Annotated in this window: 17 protein-coding genes; 9 read left to right on the top strand and 8 right to left on the bottom strand. The window is 55.9% G+C overall.

The window, feature by feature from the left end; translation table 11 throughout:
- Positions 1-3: 3 nt before the first annotated feature.
- Both AC2YI2_RS32530 and AC2YI2_RS32525 read left to right on the top strand, forming a co-directional pair.
- Entirely contained in the window at positions 4-570 is a 567-nt protein-coding gene (locus AC2YI2_RS32530; RefSeq protein ID WP_487390681.1) for a hypothetical protein, read from the top strand.
- A 208-nt stretch (positions 571-778) separates the two neighbouring features.
- Positions 779-1,147 carry a RusA family crossover junction endodeoxyribonuclease gene (locus AC2YI2_RS32525; protein WP_487390680.1) on the top strand — a complete coding sequence of 123 codons (369 nt, stop codon included), beginning with the start codon at positions 779-781 and terminating at the stop codon, positions 1,145-1,147.
- A 115-nt stretch (positions 1,148-1,262) separates the two neighbouring features.
- Here the strand turns inward: AC2YI2_RS32525 and AC2YI2_RS32520 are convergent, their stop codons facing one another.
- Positions 1,263-1,409 (bottom strand): hypothetical protein, encoded by a 147-nt coding sequence (locus tag AC2YI2_RS32520; protein WP_487390679.1) that lies wholly within the window; start codon positions 1,407-1,409, stop codon positions 1,263-1,265.
- A gap of 23 nt (positions 1,410-1,432) precedes the next feature.
- Between AC2YI2_RS32520 and AC2YI2_RS32515 the strand changes: the two genes are divergently transcribed.
- A complete protein-coding gene (locus AC2YI2_RS32515) occupies positions 1,433-1,720 on the top strand; it encodes a hypothetical protein (RefSeq protein WP_487390678.1) in 288 nt (95 codons plus the stop codon).
- 33 nt (positions 1,721-1,753) lie between these two features.
- A complete protein-coding gene (locus AC2YI2_RS32510) occupies positions 1,754-1,963 on the top strand; it encodes a hypothetical protein (protein WP_487390677.1) in 210 nt (69 codons plus the stop codon).
- Positions 1,964-2,517: 554 nt separating this feature from the next.
- On the opposite strand, the gene AC2YI2_RS32505 is transcribed toward AC2YI2_RS32510, so the two are convergent.
- Entirely contained in the window at positions 2,518-3,273 is a 756-nt protein-coding gene (locus AC2YI2_RS32505) for a hypothetical protein (RefSeq protein WP_487390676.1), read from the bottom strand.
- 421 nt (positions 3,274-3,694) lie between these two features.
- On the opposite strand from AC2YI2_RS32505, the gene AC2YI2_RS32500 reads away from it, so the two are divergent.
- Positions 3,695-3,943, top strand: coding sequence for a hypothetical protein (locus AC2YI2_RS32500; RefSeq protein ID WP_487390675.1), 249 nt, complete (start codon positions 3,695-3,697; stop codon positions 3,941-3,943).
- Between the two features lie 129 nt (positions 3,944-4,072).
- Here AC2YI2_RS32500 and AC2YI2_RS32495 read toward each other — a convergent pair whose 3' ends face one another.
- The gene (locus AC2YI2_RS32495; RefSeq protein WP_487390674.1) at positions 4,073-5,698 is read right to left on the bottom strand and encodes a DUF2357 domain-containing protein; all 1,626 of its coding nucleotides are present in this window, start codon (positions 5,696-5,698) and stop codon (positions 4,073-4,075) included.
- A complete protein-coding gene (locus tag AC2YI2_RS32490) occupies positions 5,676-8,501 on the bottom strand; it encodes an McrB family protein (RefSeq protein WP_487390673.1) in 2,826 nt (941 codons plus the stop codon). The genes AC2YI2_RS32495 and AC2YI2_RS32490 overlap by 23 nt, the downstream gene beginning before the upstream one ends.
- 871 nt (positions 8,502-9,372) lie before the next feature.
- On the opposite strand from AC2YI2_RS32490, the gene AC2YI2_RS32485 reads away from it, so the two are divergent.
- Positions 9,373-10,035, top strand: coding sequence for an XRE family transcriptional regulator (locus AC2YI2_RS32485; RefSeq protein ID WP_487390672.1), 663 nt, complete (start codon positions 9,373-9,375; stop codon positions 10,033-10,035).
- Positions 10,036-10,653 carry an RES family NAD+ phosphorylase gene (locus AC2YI2_RS32480; RefSeq protein ID WP_487390671.1) on the top strand — a complete coding sequence of 206 codons (618 nt, stop codon included), beginning with the start codon at positions 10,036-10,038 and terminating at the stop codon, positions 10,651-10,653.
- Positions 10,654-10,737: 84 nt separating this feature from the next.
- Here AC2YI2_RS32480 and AC2YI2_RS32475 read toward each other — a convergent pair whose 3' ends face one another.
- Positions 10,738-12,096, bottom strand: coding sequence for a hypothetical protein (locus tag AC2YI2_RS32475; protein WP_487390702.1), 1,359 nt, complete (start codon positions 12,094-12,096; stop codon positions 10,738-10,740).
- Between the two features lie 96 nt (positions 12,097-12,192).
- Entirely contained in the window at positions 12,193-12,990 is a 798-nt protein-coding gene (locus AC2YI2_RS32470; protein ID WP_487390670.1) for an NYN domain-containing protein, read from the bottom strand.
- A gap of 921 nt (positions 12,991-13,911) precedes the next feature.
- Between AC2YI2_RS32470 and AC2YI2_RS32465 the strand changes: the two genes are divergently transcribed.
- On the top strand, positions 13,912-15,345 hold the full coding sequence (locus AC2YI2_RS32465) for a hypothetical protein (protein ID WP_487390669.1): 1,434 nt from the start codon (positions 13,912-13,914) through the stop codon (positions 15,343-15,345).
- Here the strand turns inward: AC2YI2_RS32465 and AC2YI2_RS32460 are convergent, their stop codons facing one another.
- The gene (locus AC2YI2_RS32460; protein WP_487390668.1) at positions 15,346-16,254 is read right to left on the bottom strand and encodes an HNH endonuclease family protein; all 909 of its coding nucleotides are present in this window, start codon (positions 16,252-16,254) and stop codon (positions 15,346-15,348) included.
- Positions 16,255-16,256: 2 nt separating this feature from the next.
- Complete coding sequence (locus AC2YI2_RS32455; protein ID WP_487390667.1) at positions 16,257-18,560, bottom strand: AAA family ATPase; 2,304 nt, start codon at positions 18,558-18,560, stop codon at positions 16,257-16,259.
- Positions 18,561-19,507: 947 nt separating this feature from the next.
- Between AC2YI2_RS32455 and AC2YI2_RS32450 the strand changes: the two genes are divergently transcribed.
- Positions 19,508-20,617 carry a trypsin-like serine peptidase gene (locus tag AC2YI2_RS32450; protein ID WP_487390666.1) on the top strand — a complete coding sequence of 370 codons (1,110 nt, stop codon included), beginning with the start codon at positions 19,508-19,510 and terminating at the stop codon, positions 20,615-20,617.
- The last annotated feature ends 6 nt before the right edge of the window (positions 20,618-20,623 follow it).

Raw genomic sequence — 20,623 nt, 5'->3', positions numbered from 1 at the left:
GCCATGAAAATCGCGACCAAGGTTTTCGAAGACCACGGAAAACTCACCAAGATTCTGGAGGCGGAGGACGACCGCGGGCTGGTTCTGTCCCTCTCAGCGTTTGCGGAAAGCGCACTGGAGCGAATGCTGCTCACGTTCCTTATGGACGTGCCGGAGTCAAAGGACCTGGTCTGCGATTTTAACGCGCCACTCGGTACGTTCTCAGCCAAAATAAAGGCCGCCTACGCGTTCGGGCTGCTGACCGCCTCGCAAAAGCGGGACCTCGACCTGCTCCGCAAGATCCGAAATTCATTCGCTCACAGCTGGGAGGCCCTCGATTTCGAGAAGGTGGCGGGGGACCGCGTGCGCGAGATGAGCGACAGTCGAATTGACGATGTAGTCGAAGGCGAGCCTTCCCGTGAGAAATTGCGCAAAATTGGCCTCTGTATCCTCTCGGAGATTCTGTTCTTCACGCTGGAGATGCGCGACAGGGATGAAAACGCCCAGCCGTTTGGTCGCCACTTAGCCCGCATTCGGGAAGAAGATGACGAGGTAGAGATCGGGTGGGAAAACGAAGAGGACCGTGCGTAGTAGGCGCTTGGAATATTTGACGACGCTAGTGATGGCGTGCAAGATTCTTTATCGCCACCTTCACTGCCACCCTGCCGTTCCCTCCCTCGGTCAACAACCTGTTCCTCAACGTCGCTCGTGGCGGCCGGTAAAAGCCGCCCGGTATCGTGCCTAGGAAAAGGAAGCTGACGCCCAGAAGCCCGGCGCAATCATACGGCTCAACGGCGATGTGATTGCCGTCTACACCTTCGGGCGGCCGGACCGTCGGCGCCGTGATGTGGCTAACCTGGAGAAAGCGGCGTCCGACACACTGACCCGGTGGGGCGTGCTAGAGGACGATAGCCAGATTGTAGATATCAGGTTGCGTTGGGGCGGGCCCGATGAGGTTCGGCCGGGGGAGTGTTCTGTGCAGCTTTTCGAGCAATCCGACGAGCGCGATCCGTCTTCCAATAGTAATCTCGGGAGCGCACGTTGTAAGAGTAGGTTGACAAGATTCCGGCAGGCTTCAGAAAAATTTCGAACCAATGCGCCGACTCTCTGTATTCTTCCTCTGGCATATGACGCTTTGCAGCCGCAAACGCCTCTTCGGCAGCGGTGAACGGTTTCCATCCTCGTACCAGATGCTCGCCTCGGCGCCATTTTTTGAGTCTTGTCCATTTGGGGAATTCTTTTCGGTGTGAAATTGAGGGCCGCCGAAGCGACCCCGTCGTGTGCTAACTGGCGGCCTTCACCAGCTTCTTCCGGCTGACCTTGAGGCTGTAGCTCGGCTTCACCTCAAAGCCTTGCTCTGCGAGCCAGGTGAGGACCTTTTCAGCGCTAAGCTTCAGCTCGACGGTTTCGACAAAGACCTCTGGCGGCAACTCCTCTGACCCGCATGCGTCGCGTGGGTATCCTGTATCCTGCCGACAACCTGGGTGGCTACCACTGGGCTAAGAACGCCAATGGCAACGGGCGCGATAAGGTCCACTACTGGACGCGCAAGGTGCCGACGAGCTGGTTGGCAAAAGCGGGCTACCAAGCGGGGAGGCTGCAAATAATGGCACACTTCCTCTACGCCCTCACTACCATGCCGGTGCCGTACCAGATGGCAGCCTATGCCGCGTTCGACCTGGCGGCGATGACGGCAATTCTCGCCGTCGGTTTCGGCGTCCACCGCCTGCTTAAACGATAACGAAAGACTGATTGTGAAAACCGTGAATATCGAATGTGTAACGCCGGGGAACTGCGCCGGGCGGTGGCTGCGCTTGTCGCCAAGCTGGGCGGGCAGGGTAAGGCCGCTGCGGAGATTGGTGTGCACGAGAGTGCCATTTCGCAGTTCCTGAACGGCTACGACGTCCTCACGCGCAAGGCGCTCAAGTACTTTGGGCTCGAACAGTGGAAGGTCAATGTGAAGAAGCGGGCGGCCAATGAATAGCCTGGCGTGGATTCTGGTGCTGCCTTCCGGGCTGTTCACGGACGGGTATATTTCGAGCACCACACCGCTGAACACCTACTACACGGAGCCCATGGCATTCCGGGAGTGTGTCGAACTCCAGCATAAGCTTGGTGGACGTTGCGAGACTCTGATGAGACGGTCTCACGGTGAATAGAGCCATTCTCTACGACGAGGGCGGCCGCCGTGGGCTGCAAAAGCGGCCACTGGACATATGAACTGGCCCGCGCTGCGTACCAAACCCCCGAAATATCGCGGGTTACAGGGAATGCTGTGGACAAACCTCTTGTGGCGAATCGCCGATAATGCCTAACTGCGAAGCAGCAAGCAGCCTTTCACGTTTTCTTTTGGTGAAAGGACCGCTCTATGGAAACACCCAACTCCCTCTCCGTCGAAATCCCGGCATGAAGGCGGCTGCTAATTGCAGCTTGGCCATCGTTGCACTCTTGCTGACTGTTTCTGTGGCTGCGGCGGACTTTCTGATAGGCCGGAAGCGGGCATGGTGGTGACTCTCCAGAAGGACCGGAGGTGCTTTTTTATCCTGGGAATTCTGGCGGCTTGGGCCATTTTGGCGTGTCTGACCGAATGCCTAGTCGATCGCAATAGTCAGCAAGCTCTCGGAGCCGCATTGATGCCGCGCGGGCCTGCGTAGCGCGCGATGTTTTGTTTTGTAGTTCTAAACACTCTTCCAAAAGGCGTTGCACGTCCATGAAGCGTGATGGATAGCTGCAAACGATTGGCGTGTTAAGCTGCTCAACTCCCTTCGAGGCATATTGCTGTATAATTTGTCGCGTGACATCACCAAGGAACTCAAAGTCTTCAAAGTCCGACATATTCACGAGAATTACGTGAGTTCCATTGTTCGTGAAGTTAAACGGATTGTCCGGCCTCTTTATTAGGTCCACAAGGCGATCCACCTCCGCAACCAAAATGTTTTCCGCCTCGCGCCATTCACTTCGTTTTTCACCAGCTTCAAGTATTTTGGTTTGCGTGCCGATGAACGTGGCTTGCTTTCGCGCCTCTTCCGCTTGTGCCCTCATCACCTCTCGCTGATTCTTGAACTCTTCCCTGGTAAGGGCAAGCTCGGTGCGTTGCTCTTTCAACTCGGCGGATTGGATCCAGACCGCGGTCACTAGCCAGACGAACGCAACAGGCGCGAACACCCCTGCGAGAAAATCTCCAAGCTCATTAAGGGCTAGCCCGTCGAGGCTCGCTTGAGACCGGCTTATTAGAATGACGATAAAGATGACCCACGCCGCGGTGACGAGCCCGGCAACCGTTTTAGCTGACATATTGATTCCCCCAAGAGCAACGTATCTGGCCTGATTGACGAGTCAAGGTTGCAAAGAAAAGGCCCCGAAGGCCCCTGATGTAGCAGTGACGCCTATTCCGCGGCGCTACTTCTCACCAGAGACGAAGAAGCTCCGGTCATTCGGCCGCTCCTGTCCGTCCTGAAAGCCCATTTCAAGGCTGACGGCGCCGAAGATTAGCAGCATAGGGATAATGATGAACAAGATGATTTCCTTTCGTTGTGGCTACACGCTGCGCCGGGTCGAAAGGGTCGTCAACAACTTTTGGGAGAGTGAGGTGGCTGGTTTTGTGCCGAACCTTGTACGAGGCTGACCAGATTGCGGAATCCGCATTTTCCCGTGAGACTTTTCCTTTCCACGCCCGTTACCAGCCCAGAAGCCAAGCAACAACGGGGTGACGGTCATGTCTCAGCGTTTGAAAGTGCAGGAAATGGTGATGCAGATGCACGAGAAGAACCTCGTGCTCACGAATATGCTCCGTGACATCTTGGAGAACGAGACGTCGGGCATTATATTTGCGAGGTCGGCCACTGACGATGAATTTAGCCGCTCACTTAATGACAGGGCCGCACGTCGGCTCGAACTTGTTGCCGAGATTGAAGACTACCTCTATCGCGAGGACGCCGCACGGCGGGTGAGCGCGTATGGATAACGAAAGTCACGTCTGGCTCCCGAATCGTGCACTTGTTGGCCGCTGTCTTGTTGATTACGTATCCTACACAGTTGAATATCTGTCTACTTTTGTTCTTGTTTCGGCCCGGTCCCGTGAACTCTGGATCGCTCAAACTAGGAACCGATGGAAGAGTTCATCAAGTTCGAGCGCCAGAACATCGCTGCGTGCGGGATGTGCGGCAATCGCGGCGATCGACGACCCAAAGAACTCCGACATATGCCCAGGGAACAGGATTGCGGCGAACTCGACAATACGAGCGTTGTCGGCCGTCCGGATAGCGTCGGAGTAGGTATGCATTTTGTCGATATCAGCCTTAGTCGGTTTTCCACTCCATCTTGTCGAGCGGTCGTCTGCCGCATCGAGGTCACTGGAATAACGCAGGTCGTCATACGCCAGCTTGTATTTGGGATCCAGGATGAGAACCCGGGGTCGACCATTGGCGTCAAGCCGCTCGATCACCAGATCTGGCACTTGGCGAAAGCTGATGCTCCTGAGCTGTTTCCCATGTTGGTGAAAAGACCTCTGGGGTGTAACGACGACTTCGTCTGTGCCACGCCTCAGACGCAAAATCGGCTGTCCGGTCCAATTGATCTCGAACAGCCAGCCGTTGTGGTGTTTCAACCCGTTCTGATCGACAACCCCCCAGCCAAGCTCGTTGCAGACACTCAACAGACGATCGATCGCGAACAGTGTGCCCCAAACTTCGTAGAGATACGGTACGTTATTGATTGGATCTTCAAGCTTGTCCAACAGCACAATGAAATCGCGAGACTGGTTGAACTCGCGCCATCGTCGCCAGACTGCCTGATAATCTGGGCGGCGCTGCAAAACCATCGACGTTCGGCTGGGCGGGTCACCAATTGCGCTGACAAATTCCAGAAACTGGCATGACCTCGCATGCCTTTCGAGGCCGTGAAGCAATTCAGACGCCCTTTCGCGCAGTCTCTCTTTGTCACCTTTGGCCGCATGCAGATGGCTGAGGATCAGCCTCAACCTCTGGCCGACTTGGGTCACAAGATGTTTAACCAGCCTGTTTTCAAACAGGTCATAACTTGTCGCATGGCCGATTTCCCACACTCTTTCCAAACCTTTGATACCTTGTTTGAGTGCGTTGTGGTTGATGCGACTTTGAAATGTTTGGGCCAGCCGCAGAGTCGACACGTTGCGAGCCCTTTCGACAAGTTGCCAGCGCTCTATTCGCTGCAGCACCTGATGAGGACGTTCCCCGATGGATTTAAGAGCATCAAACAGTCCCGAGTAATCGCCAGCCCCCTCAAGCGCTCGACTAATCCTGTTGAGTTCTTCGGCAATCGTCCGGTAGTGCCGTGGTTCGGTTTCCGTCGAACCGCTTGATGCATTGGAACGGTCGAATGATGCGACGATTGAAGCCGGCAAAATTCGTTCTAGATCGTCAATCATGAGTTGCACGGCGTCGAGATCTAATTTGGTCGGCTCAACAAGGACAGTCCGATTTAGGCTGACGCCTTCGCATTCAAGCCTCAGACGCCACTGACCAGCAGCCCTTGGGACCCAGTCAGCAACGACAACAGGGGCTTGTTGCACATGCCGAATTGAAAGGGCGATTTCCTCGTCCTGCACGAAGAACCGCGCTTCGTCCCACTCACTGACCATTACAGGGAGTACCACGAGCGCGCTTTCCCATTCCTTGGCGCAGGGAACGGAATTTCCATCGAGACTTACGAAGGAGAAATCAGAAGTAGCTTGCATAGCCATGTGTGGTGAAGCGCGTCTTCATCAACGACGCTTTCGCGAGCGTCAGCGGCAGGTCGTTGGCTTTCGCAACGTCGATGCAAAGATCAATAAACGCTGCGGTAGCCGGGCTTGTACCTTTGGCCTTCGGCAGAATTTTCTGTCTAATTTGATGATCGATGCAGTCGCGCCAGCCCAATCCAAGGTCCGCCCCGGAGTTGACGTAAGATCGAATGTCTTTCAGTGTTCGAAATGCGAATGGCGCCACGCTCCTTGAGCCGCGCCAGAGTGTTTCAACAACGCCTGCGTAGGGTAACCCGAAGAGCTCATCCAGGATAAGTTCTTCGCTCGGTTCGACTTCAATCAATTGGGCGCGATCATAAACCTTATCCGCGAAGGAATGTGTGGTCTCATCGACGTTTACAGTTCCTACGACTAAGAAATTGAGCCCGAGTCTCAGATGCTTGCCTTGCTCGAGTTCTAGTTGGAAGGCGCCGCTCTCGTCACGTCGTTCCATCGCGGACAACAGGCGAGCAAAATATTGCTCTACACGGGCCAAGTTCATTTCATCCAACACGAGATGATAATCGACAGCGGTTCGGCCTTGGGACGTTGCATTCTCAAATTCACGAGCGGCGCGCTCCATAAAGCGGCTCGCTGCCGTGTGACGATACTGCCCGTCCAATGGGGATTGATAGCCGAGCAGATCTTCGTTCGCGGTCCAATTTGGCGCTACTGGCTCGACATGAACCTCTGAACCAGTAACTAGCGCATAGGTCTCGGCGAGTTTCGTCTTCCCGGTGCCTGAATCTCCCGCAAGTATGACGAAGTTTCGCGTTCGCAAACTAAGGTGGTATCGCGCGATCAAAGTCTCGTCATATCTCAACCCTCGTTCTCCGATCAGCTCAGAGATATTTTTGATGTTGAGTGGAGGCCGAACCAAGGAGCCGGCAGAGTCATCGGTTTCAGGTCCGGCATCGTCCGCGGCAAGTTTGTACTGATCGACGATCCAAAGAAAATTATGGACATCCCAGAGGTCGCTTGGTTGCCAGCCAAGCGCCTCGAGACGAGTGAATAGCGAATGCGCCAACGACAGAGCGCGCCGATATTCGTCCGCAGTAATGGGTTGCGCCAGGAATACATCACCACCAACGAGCCTGCGATATGCCCTGAACCAAACCTCATTCTTGATCAAAATTGCTTCGGACGGATGTTTGGCAGCGAGTAAGAGTGACCCAAGCGTTCGCACCATTCCCTGTGCACCTGTCTCTCCTATTCCTTCCAACAGGCGAACGTATTCAGCGGCGAATGCTTCCAGCAGCACGGCAGGATCTGAACTGCCGGTCCAAAGGTTCACCAAAGCGCGAGCCGCCCGAATTGCCACCTCATCATCCAGTTTTATAAGATGAGCAGATGATCGCCAATTCGCCATGTTTTGGGGCCTGCCGGACGAGGCGAGCTTTCCAGTGAGTGCCTCATGGAGTGCAGCCAGAATGCTTCGCGCATCGGAAGCAACGTCGACCATGGGTGAGACGACCGAAAGTTTGTCGGAAAGCAGCTTGTTGAACTCGTCTTTGTACCTACGCTCTTGTTCGTAATATAGGCCGTTCTCAGCCCTGAAGTCTGTGAAGTCAGGCATGTGCCGACGAAAGGCGGACACCATCTCCGTGAACTCGTTCTCGTTGAGTAACGCTTCTCCATCGTGAGTCACAAATTCAATCAGCCCCTCAAGTCCCTCTGCGGAATTTACGGACATGAGAGCCGCTTCGGTCCCCCGAGCCAATCCAACTGGGAGATTTGAATTTCGACTTTCCTCGTTTGCGTAACGTTTCTTGACGGAAACACCCTTCAAATCAGCGCTTAGTGGCCGCGTCCATACTTGGACGTCCCGGGTCGTGCGATCCAGGGCAACAGGCACACCGCCCACTGTGACGAAAGCGGCGATTTTGGCAGTCAACTTCAACGTCGACAGCGATGCACTCAGCATGTCGTACGCAGTTTCAGGACTGAAGTCGCTGACGTTGCCTGACGGGCGCCATCGAGAAACGATGTCAATTTCGTAGAAATCAATCGGGTGACCAGTCTCTCGCTCGAGCGTTTCCCGCACCCCGTAAATGAGCCGATCCTGCTCTAGTTTTGGCAAACGTCGCAGATCAGATTTCGATATCGATCCGACGTGCTCAAGGATTAGCCTGATCTCTTTCGGGCTCGCAATTCGTTCGTACCAATCCGGGAAGAAGAGATATGGGAGGATATGCCTGAGTTGGCGATACCCGGGATCAGGAACCTGTTCTAACCAAGCACCAAAAGCCCAAGCGTCGGCCAAGATCCGCTCTCGTTCAGCTTCTGGCAATAGCGTCCAAAGCCTCGCGAAATTCAGTAGATATCGCAATTCGCGAGACCGATGGGCCATGTATCCGGGGCCGGCTGAACCCAGCCCCGCAAGAATCTCGTCTGATAGAAGCTGCGAGACAATATCTGAGGAAGTACCCGCCCAACCGAGAACTGTGCAGATCTGTTGGCGCTTGAGCGGGGCTCCCATGTTCGAGGGGAAAATTACCAGCAGCCAATAAACATCCGCAAGGTATCGCAGGACCTGCGGTTGGGACGACGAAAACTGCTTCTCCAGTTTCTCGATGAATTTCTCGTCGCTGTCGATCGGATTTGCAACAAAATGTCGATACGCTTCATCTGCGATGGAAGGGTCCCAAACTCTTCCCTCAGTAAGGAATCCAGTTCCAGACAGCAGGCATTTCGTCCGAAATTGATCGATGGCAGGGAACGTTAGGTTGACTGCTTCTTGATGGGTTGGATTGTAGCGCGACATCGAACCTCCCGAACTGATTGCTACAACCTAGTCCAAGTCCGAAGTTTTTGCTGTGGCGCAGTCCTGTTGTCCCTAACTATTTGCATCCCTTGACCAGCTTTGAAAGCCCTGGCTGCGGCAGTGAGTGCTTCGGCATCCAGCTAGCACGTGTTTTCGGACTATGAGCAACTGAGCATGCTGGGTCCAAGGGGGCCACTAGATCGCCAATCTTTTGGCCAACACCATTATGCGCATTCCGCTGAAGCCGGCCACTGATTCCGAAACGAAGCCGTCCACCTGTTCCGATTTCATTCCGGCCAGCGTTCCGATTTGAAGCCGGCCAGTCGATGCTCCCCTGGGTCGTTGTTTTGAATGGCTCCTGATTGTCGTGCGGTCAAGCGTCGGATGGGACCTGACGCTGCTTTCGTAAGCTCTCGCCGCTGAGTTCGATGCGGTGCGCATGTGCATTTCTGCACCCAGTAACAGAGGATGATTGTCCGGCTGACGAGCCTTGAATGTGGCTTTAGATTTGGGCGTCGAAGTTGCCTCGCGTGCTTTCGGCTCCCGCGGCTTTCGGACCGCTGAGACTTTGGGCGTCGAAGTTGCCTCGCGTGCTTTCGGCTCCCGCGGCTTTCGGACCGCTGAGACTATTTCGACAATGACATCAGTGGCTGCCGGCAACGGCGGCAGTTCCGTCTGAATACCGATACAGAAACTGCACCCGCTCTTTGGTGTCCCTTGGAAACTGCGCTTCTGATCTTCAGGCATCGCAGTTATTGCGGGCTGGCAAAGTGAATTCGGAAAATGATTCAATCGCTGCTGTCTTTACCAACTTAACGAGCTTGACGAACTGACCAAACTTGCCTACGTTGATTTCAAAAGGTGGATTATCATGCCCGTCACGAAAACGTCAGCAAGCGAAACTCCAAACATCGCCCTATCGATGAAGCTGCCCCGCAAGGCCGATTTCGAAAAAGCGCTGCTCAATCATTATACCAAGGCAGTGCAACTGAGCCAAAAGGCTGGCCATCAGGTGAGTTTCCGCGTCGTCGTCGATCCGCGCGCCGGAGCGCAGACAATTTCGATTGTCGAAGAAGACCCGCTGGTTGGCGACAGTGCGTTCCCGGTCGAAGAGGCCGGCGAACCGGATGACGAACTCCAGGCAGCCCTGTCCGCCGCACGAGAGCGCGGCCGTCGACGCGTTGCAGAGATCCTCAGCGAGGACGACATGCTGAGCGCCGACGCCTTTTCCGACCTTCTTGGCGTTTCGCGGGTGACAGTCAATACAAAGCGTCAGAATGGCCAGGTTCTCGGCCTGGATGGCGCCAAGCGAGGGTTCCGGTTTCCGGCCTGGCAACTTGATCAGGACGGCCGACCCTATGCGGCGCTTTCAAAATTGCACGAGATCCTGGCAGGTGCCTGGGCCGTTTACCGCTTCCTTGTTTCGCCCCACGGCGCGCTTGAGGGTCGCACCGGGCTCGACGTCCTGAAGCGGGGCCACGATAGCGACGTGATCGCAGCAGCTGAGAGCATTGCCCGCGGTGACATTCGCTAAATGGTGGGTATGAAGCCGCCTGCCGATTTTGGGCGTCAGCCGCTTGATATCGAAACTGTCCCTTCAGGGCGTCGCTTTGGCCGGATCTACGCAAGCGCCTTTCCTGATCCGCTGGGGTTTGGAAAGACGCCTAGCCGTTTCAGCGATCCGCGCCGACGTGACGCCGCAAAGCGATTCGGCGTCCTCTATCTGGGAGAAACACTGAAGGTCTGTTTCCTCGAGGCGGTCCTGCGTGATCGCCGCGACGGTCTTTTCGGCGATCTTCCGATTGAGGAAAAAGAAATCTATACGCGGCGATACGCTGAGATCGAGACGACTGCAGAACTTAACCTTGTTGACCTGCGTGACGATCATGCCATCAGGATGGGCGTCCCAACTGACGTGGCGAAATCCTCGCGTCAGAGCCTTGCGCGCTTCTGGTCGCTTGCATTCCACGAGCATCAGTCGCTTCCCGACGGCATCATCTATCCATCTCGCCTGAACGGCCACACTAATGTCGCTGTCTTTGGGCGCGCCGTCTCCAAGCTGGCGCCGGCCCGGGTCGTGCCGCTGATCGGCGCAGCAGGGCTCGCCGCGGTCATCAATGACCTCCGTGTGAGTCTGGTCGATTTCCCTTGAGGGATTGCACATCTACGTGCTGGTCAACGCCGGCTCGGCTTTGGGGACCGCGGTGGTCCGGCGCTTCCGCTCTCATTTTTGAGTTTATTTCTCGTCGTTAAAAGACAGATTCAACGTTTCTTGCAGCTTCCCCAGCGTTCCGTCCTTCCGAAACCGAATTCCTGACACCATGAAGCTGACGCTGCTGCCGCCGGAATAGAGGGTTGCGCCCGTAACCGACAGCCGCAACAGTTTCCCGCGGCTTTCGGACGTAACGATGTCTCCAGGCGCGATTCCAAGGATGGACCTGGCAAGCGCTGATCGTTCCGCTTCGAGCTCGGTCTCCCATCGCTCAAGCTCTGTTTCGACATGGCGGAAGGCGTCGCGCGCCGCTTGGAAGGGACGTTCTTCCCTGAACCACAGGCGATCCACTACCGCAAGGATTTCGCCCGGGACCTCCTTCTGCATTGCGTACGCGGCGTTGCTCATCATCTCGTGGATCCGTTCCGCCTCTTGCAGGGCGCGAAGCCGATCCGCATATGGCGTGATTACCGCCCCCGAAATCACCGGCGAGAGCTCCTTGGTCGAAGCGGACAAGAAGTCGACTGGCATCACGTCACGCAGGCCGATCCGGTTCGTCGCGCGCCGCTCGGGCGGCTCTTCCTCTCGCCACGACTTGCGGTTCCATTCCACCCAGATCTCGCGAGCCGAAATACAGAGCCAACTGTCCAGGAACAGGTGCGATTCTGGGGAATAGAGATGGTGCGTCGACCAAGCGTGATCTGCCGCCGTCAGCGGCATGACCACGTGCTGGAGTTCTTGATCCCGGACCATCTCCGAAAGGGCGGCGATCCGCTCCTGCAATTGCACTGTCAGTCGGACAAGGATCGCTGGCCCGTCGGCCCTGAAGGATGTGCGCTTGCTCTCGGTCTCGAACACCAAGAGTTGCTGCCGCGCCATCGGCAGCAGGCGCTCAACGAGTTTGGCAACGCTGTTGCGGACAGACGGTCCCCAGCGCGTGGCAATGCGACCTTCTTCTACCCAGGCCTGCGCCCGGCCTTGAATGAGCAGGAGGACCTGGGCTGCGACATCGCGATCAAGATTGACGAGCGGCCTGGCACCTGTCGGTGGAGCAATACCGGCGCCCCGATTGTTCATTTCCGACAGCGCCATTTCGAGGAACTGGCGTTGCAGTTTCGAAAGCGATTTTGCTGTTTTTGCACGCGACTCGTTGCGCCGCTTGGCGTCGAGTTCCTCGCGAAAGGCAGCCAAGGCCGGACGGCGTGGTCGTTGCCCGGCCTGCATGCGTGCCCAATAACCGCGAGGCGGCTTCGGGACCTGCAGCTTGGTGCAGAGCTTGCCGATCGCCACGTCCGAAAGGCTAAGTTCCTTGGCGATCTCGCTGGTCGGTTTCTCCCATACGAGGGCAAAGAGTTCTTCTCTGGATAGTTCCCGTCGTGGCATCTTCAAGCATCTTTTCCATGCGAGCGCCTTCACCAAGGCGACACCTGTGGTTGGGGCGGGAAATTATGGCGACCCCCGTTCCATTGGCGACCGAGCCTAGCCGTTGGGTTTCGGCCTTACCTTCCCCTTCATGCAGACCGTCACGATCTTCGGACTGTCGCCGCTTCGCTCAACGTCGACAATACCGGAGGCCTCGACGAGGTCGGTGAGGCGGGCAAAACCATAGTTGCGTGCGTCAAAGTCCGGCGACTGTTTCGCCAGGTGGGCACCGACACGCGCCAGGTTGGCACGGCCGTCTTCATCGGCCGACGCCGTCACAGCATTCTCGAGCATCTTTAATGCGGCAGCGTCGAGCTTCGGTCTTGCCGGCGCCTTGGCTGGGGATGCCTTAGCGTCCTTGACCTTCACTAGGGCAGCCGGTTGGGGATCTTGGCGCGCCTCGGACTCGACGGAGTTGGCATTGAGGACGTCGAAATAGACGAACTTGTCGCAAGCGGTAATGAAGGGGCGCGGGGTTTTTCGCTCGCCGAAGCCGTAGACGGTGACGCCCTGTTCTCGGATGCGCGACGCCAGCCTTGCGAAATCGCTATCGCTGGAAACGATGCAAAATGCGGAAAAACGGCCCGTATAGAGTAGGTCCATCGCGTCGATGATCATGGCCCCGTCCGTGGCATTCTTCCCCGTCGTGTAGGCAAATTGCTGGACTGGTTGGATGGAATGTTCGAGCAAACACTCTTTCCAGCCGTTGAGGTTGGGCTTGGTCCAGTCCCCATAGATGCGTTTGACGCTGGCGGTGCCATAGGTGGCGATCTCGGCCAAGAGCCCACTGACGATTTTCGGCGAGGCGTTGTCACCGTCGATGAGGAGCGCCAATGTGTCGGATGTGCCTGTCATCTATTGAGCCTATTGTTGCAAGCACCCCTTTTGCCTTAAACAAGCAGGTTCCGCCACTTGGGTCCTTGAAGCTGCGCTTTGCTCGGGGTCCTGGCAATTTGGTACACGCCATAACTACGGCAATTTTTCATGCCAACGGCTACGCCGGCGGCAGTTGGTCGCCTTCCGCTTCGCGGCACTGGACACTTCTACAAAATCGCGGCGCAAACGTGTACGCCGAGCGCCTTTAAGGTTCTCGATTTCGGATGTTGTCACGGCATGCCTCCTGATGGTCGCTTGAGAAGTGGTCGGAATGGGTCCTCTCTTGTGTCATTTATTGAACAAAAACAACAACAATGCCGTCTCTTGAGATTCTTGTGCGACCATCTGACCGTGTCGCGCTTGTCGCGGGTCGTAGACTTAGGTTTCAGCGCAGCCATAGCGCATTTACAATCATAACAGATACTTGGCCGAGACCTTGTACGGCCACGCTGGTTCGGCTCCTTTCAACGGCCGAATTGCGAAATGGCCGGTCGCAAATTGCGCTCATATCTTCCATCATTCTCTCGGATCGTGGCGGCCATGGCCCGCTCTTGGAGAGAGCCGACGCCTTTGCAACGTCCGTCCGCGGCTCAAGTCGTTTCATCAAGAATGCTATTCGGTCAGCGTGGTCTTTTGCGCAGCTTCGTATCCGAAACTGCCGCCTAGGGTCGTGACCCCTCAAGCCCCTGAACGCCATGCACCCCCCGCTAAGACTATCGGCGCGACGACTCTCGCCGAGGCGCACGAGATTCGATTAGTCGCCATGACAGCCGATTTCTCAAATATTCAGAAGACGAGCACTCGCGTTTATGTTGTAGTCTGTCCGGGTTGTGCGAATACGACAGATCAGCGGTCCGTCGGAGGAGCGGCCAACCGTAACGGGCTACATGGGGGATTGTGATGAAACAGGCTGTCGTCGTGATTCACGGTATGGGTGAACAAGTCCCCATGGAAACGATTATGAGTTTCTCGCGGGCCGTGTGGTCGACCGATACCGATCTGATCAGTGCAGATCGGCCGGACTCGTCCACCGGCGGCAAGCGCTCCGAAAATATCATCTGGTTCAAGCCGGACAAGATCAGCCGTTCGTTTGAACTTCGGCGCCTTGCGACCGAAAGCATGGACGGCAAGGGATCGACGCATTTCTACGAGTTCTACTGGGCGCATCTGATGGAAGGGACGACCTTCGAGCACTTTATCGCGTGGTTCAAAGATATCCTCCTTCGTCCCTGGAGCAGGGTTCCAGCGGGACTTGGGCCGGCCTGGATTGCGCTCTGGTTCATCACGATCGGTGCCGCCGTCGGTTTCATCCTGTCGCTCATCCCTTTCGAGGGGAAGACCTGGTACTGGTCGGTGCTTGCAGGGATTGGTAGTCTCGCACTTGGCGCCTTCGTAAACACCTTTCTCCTGAAGTATTTTGGCGACGTCGCTCGTTACGTCAAGGCGAGCCCGTTGAACGTCGCCCGACGGCAGGAAATCAGAGAAAAGGGCGTTGAGCTCCTGGAATCCCTGATGGATATCAAGTCCGACAGTCCTCCGGCCAAACCTGAATATGATCGCATTATTGTCGTCGCCCACTCTCTCGGTACGATCGTGGCCTATGACATTCTCACGCACTGCTTTGCCCGGATCAACGACAAGGTCGCTGTCGAGCCCGGCCAGTCACATTTGAGCCAGATGGAAGGCCTTATCCGTCGGTTTATAGGAATTGAGACTAGCTTGCTTGATGATCCCAAGAGCGAGGCAGACAAAAAGACGCGATTTCGTGAACTGCAAGGGGAATGCCGCAAGGAGTTGAATGGACGCGGTAGCCCGTGGATCGTCTCGGATTTCGTGACCCTCGGTTCGCCACTCGCCCATGCCGAATTCCTGATGGCCTTTGACAAGCCGGCCCTCAGAAAAGCACAGGAGCAGCGTATCCTACCGACATGCCCGCCCACGCTCGAATATGATGGCACGACGGACAAGATGCACCTGTCGTACCGTACCGAAGATGGCGCCGAAAAGCCGCGCCGGCCTCATCACGCAGCACTCTTTGCGTTCACACGATGGACAAATATCTATTCCCCACACAAGGCCATTCTATGGGGCGACATCATCTCAGGGCCGGTTGGCTCGCAGTTCGGGCTTTCCATCAAAGGCAAGGCGTTTTCCGGAATCGAGGAGTTTTCGGTTCTGCCTGAACCGGTTTCGGCGGGATCGAAGCCAAAGGAAGCGACGCCCTTCTTCTCTCACACTAAATACTGGAGCCTTCCCAAGGAGTGGAAGAATGAAAACGTAATCCCGCACCATATCGGTGTTTTGAGAAAGGCCGTTAATCTGAAAGGGAAGTGATTAGCCAACCTGTGTGGCGGCAATCTTGGCAGCAAGGTGGGCAACATAGGCGCGCGCCATCCCCGCATAGGGCTGGTCGGGCGCGCAGTGCAACCGCAAGTCGTTGAGGCGTTCGAGAGCCGAGTTCTCCAATGCAACGGCAATCGCATCGTTCTGCTCTGTGAGAGCGGCGTTGAGCGCCTGAAGTGCGCGATTGCCAGCAATTTGCAGAAGATAGAGCTTTGACATCCTGTCTTCTGTCAGCCGGCGTCGGTTAAGCGCATAGACGTCGATCGACGTCTGTCCGATCTGGCTCCCGCCTCGCGCCCGAACCGTTGACAGGTTCTCATCCACCACCCAATCCAGGTGTTGATCGGGATCAACCTTCGTAGGGTCGATCAGGAGGGGCTGTTCCGTTGCGACATCCTTTGTGTAGTCCGTAACCCAGATCGAATTCGCGGTCGGAAAAGCATCGAGCTTACCGACCGTGATCGTTCGATTAGCCTCGATAACAGCAATGATTTCTTCTTCCGTCATTCCCGGTTTGTAGATCAGCTGTTTGCGTCGTTGGTTGCAATGGCTGCACGCCAGGACGAGATTTGTCCAGTCCATCGCCAGCCACCAGTAGCCCGGATGGGTGACGCCGCTTTTGAGTGCATCAGTCACCCGTCCTTTGGGACGATAATGCTCGATGTCAGTATCTTGCGAGCCGGCAATCTTGCTTTCGCAATAGGCGCACTTGTTATGAAACAGGTTCTGAAGAGCGTCGCGAACCGTACCATGAGAATATGCTTCAAACTTTGCATCTTCCGCCGGATTTCCCCCAACCAGTCCGGCGATGATCCTCTTGCGCTCGATTGAGGCAACGCTCATCTCATTGGTGAGATCCAATCTGGCCGGAACAGCGCCCTCACGATCGACGCGGATCATCCTTACGCCTCCGCCGGACCGTCATTGGTACTCTTTATTGGGGTCGCCGCACCCGGGCCCGTGCCGGTCAGGATCAATGGAGCAGCGAAATCACCGGTCAGTCGTTGCAGTGCGTTGGACAAGATTGAAGCGCGCTTGGGCAACGCCGTCTTGGTGGGCTCGGTGCGGGTGTCAAGCTCGGCCTGACGAAGAACGTCGACGAGCGCCTGCTCGATAGGTGTGTCGCCAACAACAAGAGTCTGATCGAGTTCACTCTTGAGGCGTGTGAGCTTCTCCGTTTCGCCCGCATCGAGCTTCTCCTGTCTCGATGCGAGTTCGTGGTAGAGTGCAAGCTTCGCATCTGTCTCCGGATCCGTCGAGCCGAGCCCAAAGAACTCGGATGTCAGTAGCTGCTCTGCGCGCATTCCCTTGATAGCTGGCAGGTTCGCGACTTTCTCGATCCTGTGGTCGCCATCTGGCCGGTGGAGCACAAACACTTCACCGTCATGCATGCCGCGCAAGCATAGGGGGTCATGGGTCGTGACAATGAACTGCACCTGCGGAAACGCCCGGCGCAGGCATGACATGATCCGCATCTTCCATCGCGGATGAAGATGCGTCTCGATCTCGTCGACTAGAACCGTCGCGCTGGCAAATTCGAGGTTGTCGTAAAATCGCAGAAGCTCGCGGATGATGTCTGTCGCCATCGCGATGATCGATTTGTACCCGACCGACATTTCGTCGAGACGAGTACGGCCGCCCGAAGACTCGATGATGATATGGCCATCCTCCCGCGCGAAATAATCGTTCGGCTGAAGCATAAGGATCTCGCGGAGCGCTCTTACCGCCGGATCGAAATCACTGTCGTCGCATGTCAGAAGCCAATCGGATGGGTTAGGGATTGTCGCCATGGCGTCGAACAGCGATCGAACTCGATAGGCGGGCGCCCGGAACCGGCGTGTCTTCTCGTTGGGGAAATACCGCCTTGGGCCGTATGCCAAGACAATCTTCGACGGCGTCTCCGTTCCATCGAAGCTGGCGCTCGACGCGCTCGCTGTCAGAGAGGTGGACAACTCCCCTCCGAAAAAGCCGACCTTGATATTGAGGGGATCGCGAGAGACATCATCCCAATGAACGAGATCCGGGCGATGAATGAGCCCCGCCGGATTGACATCCTCTTTGGGGATGAGCCGGTCCAGTGCTACAATTTCTGCAGTTCCCAGTAGAGCCAGCGTGATGGCTTCGAGAACGGAACTCTTACCGGTGGCGTTCTCCCCAAGCAGGATCATGCACGGCACGGCACTCGATCCTGGGGCAGAATCCGGAAGTCTAAAGTCGATGGCCTTCAGGCCTTTGAAATTACGAATACTAATTGTGGTAATGGCCGCCTTTGCAGCTGGCATTTCCGCAAGGCCGGGAAGTTGCCTGGTCGGAGGTAGTGAGAACGACTCCTCCACCATCGTGGCCTGCTCCGACGGATTACCCAGGAATGAAAGCAAGAAGTCGCGACGTGAAGGCAGACTCACCCTGCTGAGTTCACTCAGCATGTGGGGCAGATCGTCGAAGCGTCGGCCCTGATCAGCTGCGGACTGCAACAAGGCAAGCGTGGTTGCGCCAGGATGATCACTATTCGGTAAGACGAAGGACGCCCAGCCTTTCGGAAGGCCGGTCGGAACGGCAAAGAGGCCTGGAGGCGCGTCTGTCAGTAGACGGATTGCATTTTTCAAGGCGCGGTAACGAGCATCGATTAGCTGACGACGATTAAAGGACAGAAGGGCTATCGTCTCCTCGCCCTTCAGACTTGAGGGCTTCACCTTACCATCGGAGCCAAATCGCAGATGCCCCGCTGGATCGTCAAAGCATGGATCGAGAAAGAGCGCATTTTCCGTTGATCGTAGATGAGCGATTGCTGCGTTCAAAGGACCACGTTGTCCTTCGACAAAGAACAGGTTTTGTTTGCGCTTGCGGCAATCCTCGCACGCCGCGATCATATTGTCCCATTCATAGGCGAGCCAGCTATAATGCGACTGGTCAGTCCGGCCGTCCTTGCCTTGGGCGACGCCGAGCGGGCGGTAATGTTCGAGTGGCGGCCTGCCATAGTGATCCAATGATTGCTCGCAGTAACCGCACCGGCGTTCGAAAAGGTCAAATAGCGTCCCAAGTAAGCTTGAATCCTCGAAAATCCTTTGATCGATCGGAGCGCGTTGTTGCCTCGACAATCCATCCTCGTTGGACGCGTATCGAGAAAGCCCCGCCCGCAAAGTCTCCACGACCGGAGTGTTTAACACCTCCGGAATGCGTATCTTATCTCGCGAGACATATCGCATGGCTCAACTCCGCGTTAGGGCACTATAGGATTAATCTTGTCATTTCGGAATACAGATTTTGGTTCTAACAAGTGGGAGTGACGATAGTGAAGTGTTGCGCTCGCAATTTCCAAGCCGTCAGCGCAGCCAGTAACAGTACGCAACGGAATAGCCCTACGTGTGATGATCTGCTCCGCCAAGGCCCTCAACATCAATTGCGGCACCGACGTGAATCCGCCATACAACAGCAACCTCGCGAGATAGGTGGCAGGTTCGATTTCCTACAGCTGCTTGCTGCGAATCAGCAGGTTCTGAGTGTCCGCTCCCGTCTACATCATAAAAAGATGAGCGATCGTTCGTATTCAACGAGATCGGCGCCCGGTGTTTGTATGACTGCGCCGCCCGCTACGACACCAATCACTCAAACTGCTTCCGAATTGCAGGCTATGATCCCGATGAAAATAGATGCGCTTAAGTTTCCGAGACGCTTCAGGGACGTATGATCTGCTCGAATGGATCAGGGTAGACACGCGGCGTATGGGGCGCAATCATAGATACTTTACTTTGTGAGCTACATCAATCAATGTGTAGCGCGGAGATTGGAGTTAGAAAGGTTGGACAGCTTCGCGCATACTTGGAATATTGCCTCCGAGCCCGACCTACAATGCTTTCGTTGATAAGTCTGCTAAAGCGAGAATGTTTCGTTCTAATCGTCAAAATTAGAAATCTAGATCCACGATAGAATACAAAATGGAAATACTTCTGAATTCCAATTCAACGCTGAGTTTATTTGGCTAAGTTCTGTTATGATTCATCATGGTAGTAGAAATGCAGAGAATTGTATACGACAGGTAGCAAGACTCGACATCAAACCACCTTCGGGTCGGTCGAAATTTCTTGTCGGATAGCTTTCATTTGGCGGAGATATTTTCTGAGGTGCAGACGAAACGCAATTGGGAGATGTTCGGATGGTTTCTGGCCAAGGCATTGAGAAGCTGACCGGGGAGATTGCCGGCGCCATAAACGATTTCGAGTTAGAGGTAATCGTCCATGTCGTCACCGGAGACCAACTCTATGACGAGTACGTTGGTAGGGGGATGCCTTTAAAGAGAGCGGTTAGGGAGTTACTCATTCAACTTCACAGAGATGGCTCGCTTCCGCGCTTTCTCGCCGAAGTCCTTCGCCGTAAGCCCTACAGAGCGGATCTGGTCCCAGTTTTCATGGGACTCGTGCCCGAGGTGGCTCACGTGGATTCCCGCGCAGGGGCGGGCTTGAGCCTGCAGCACGCGGGAATCCCCGACAAGAATGCAACGACGCTTGCATCTGCTCCTGGTTTGCAACGAAACGTCCGGCCAAATCTGTGCATGATCGAGATACGCGAATGGCTCCAAGGTTTATCGCAGATCGAGAGACGGGTCTGCCGCATTGACATCGGCCAGAACGGGGCAGGCACCGGCTTCCTGGTCGGTCCCTCTGCGGTGATCACCAACTGGCACGTCGTCCGCAAAGTTCTGCAGCCGGAGAACTGGAAGAAGATCTCCTGCCATTTCGATTATCTCATGCTACCGGACGGGGCGGTGCAGGTGGGCGTGAGAGTTCCTCTCGGCGACAAGGGTGTGATAACGTTTAGCCCGGCGAGCGATGCCGAATTGACCCCATTTCCGGATAAGCCACCGCCAAAGCCCGATCAACTCGATTATGCGCTGCTGCATCTAGGGCAGGCCCAGGGCGGTCACCGCGGTTGCCTGGCTTTACCGGCGGTTGCTATCGAGATGGAGCCTGGAGATCCACTGATCATCGCGCAGCATCCCCTCGCTGCGCCGATGAAGTTGGCGCTGGATACCAATGGTATCATAGGACTCGTGGGGGAGGGCTTGCGCTTGCGCTATCATACCAACACCGAATCCGGTTCGTCCGGCTCGCCTTGCTTCAACATGGATTGGCAGCTGGTAGCACTCCATCACTTGGGCGATCCCGTAGAGGGGCTGCCGGTTTTCAATCAAGGTGTGCCCGCCGAACTCATTCGCGCAGATATCGAGGCAAAAGGTCTCGGCACGTTCCTGGCAACGACGTCGTGAGGGATG

Source organism: Rhizobium sp. SRI_017, assembly GCF_057586295.1.
The sequence above is the reverse complement of the archived record's forward strand: the minus strand, read 5'-3'. Positions and strand labels throughout refer to the sequence as shown.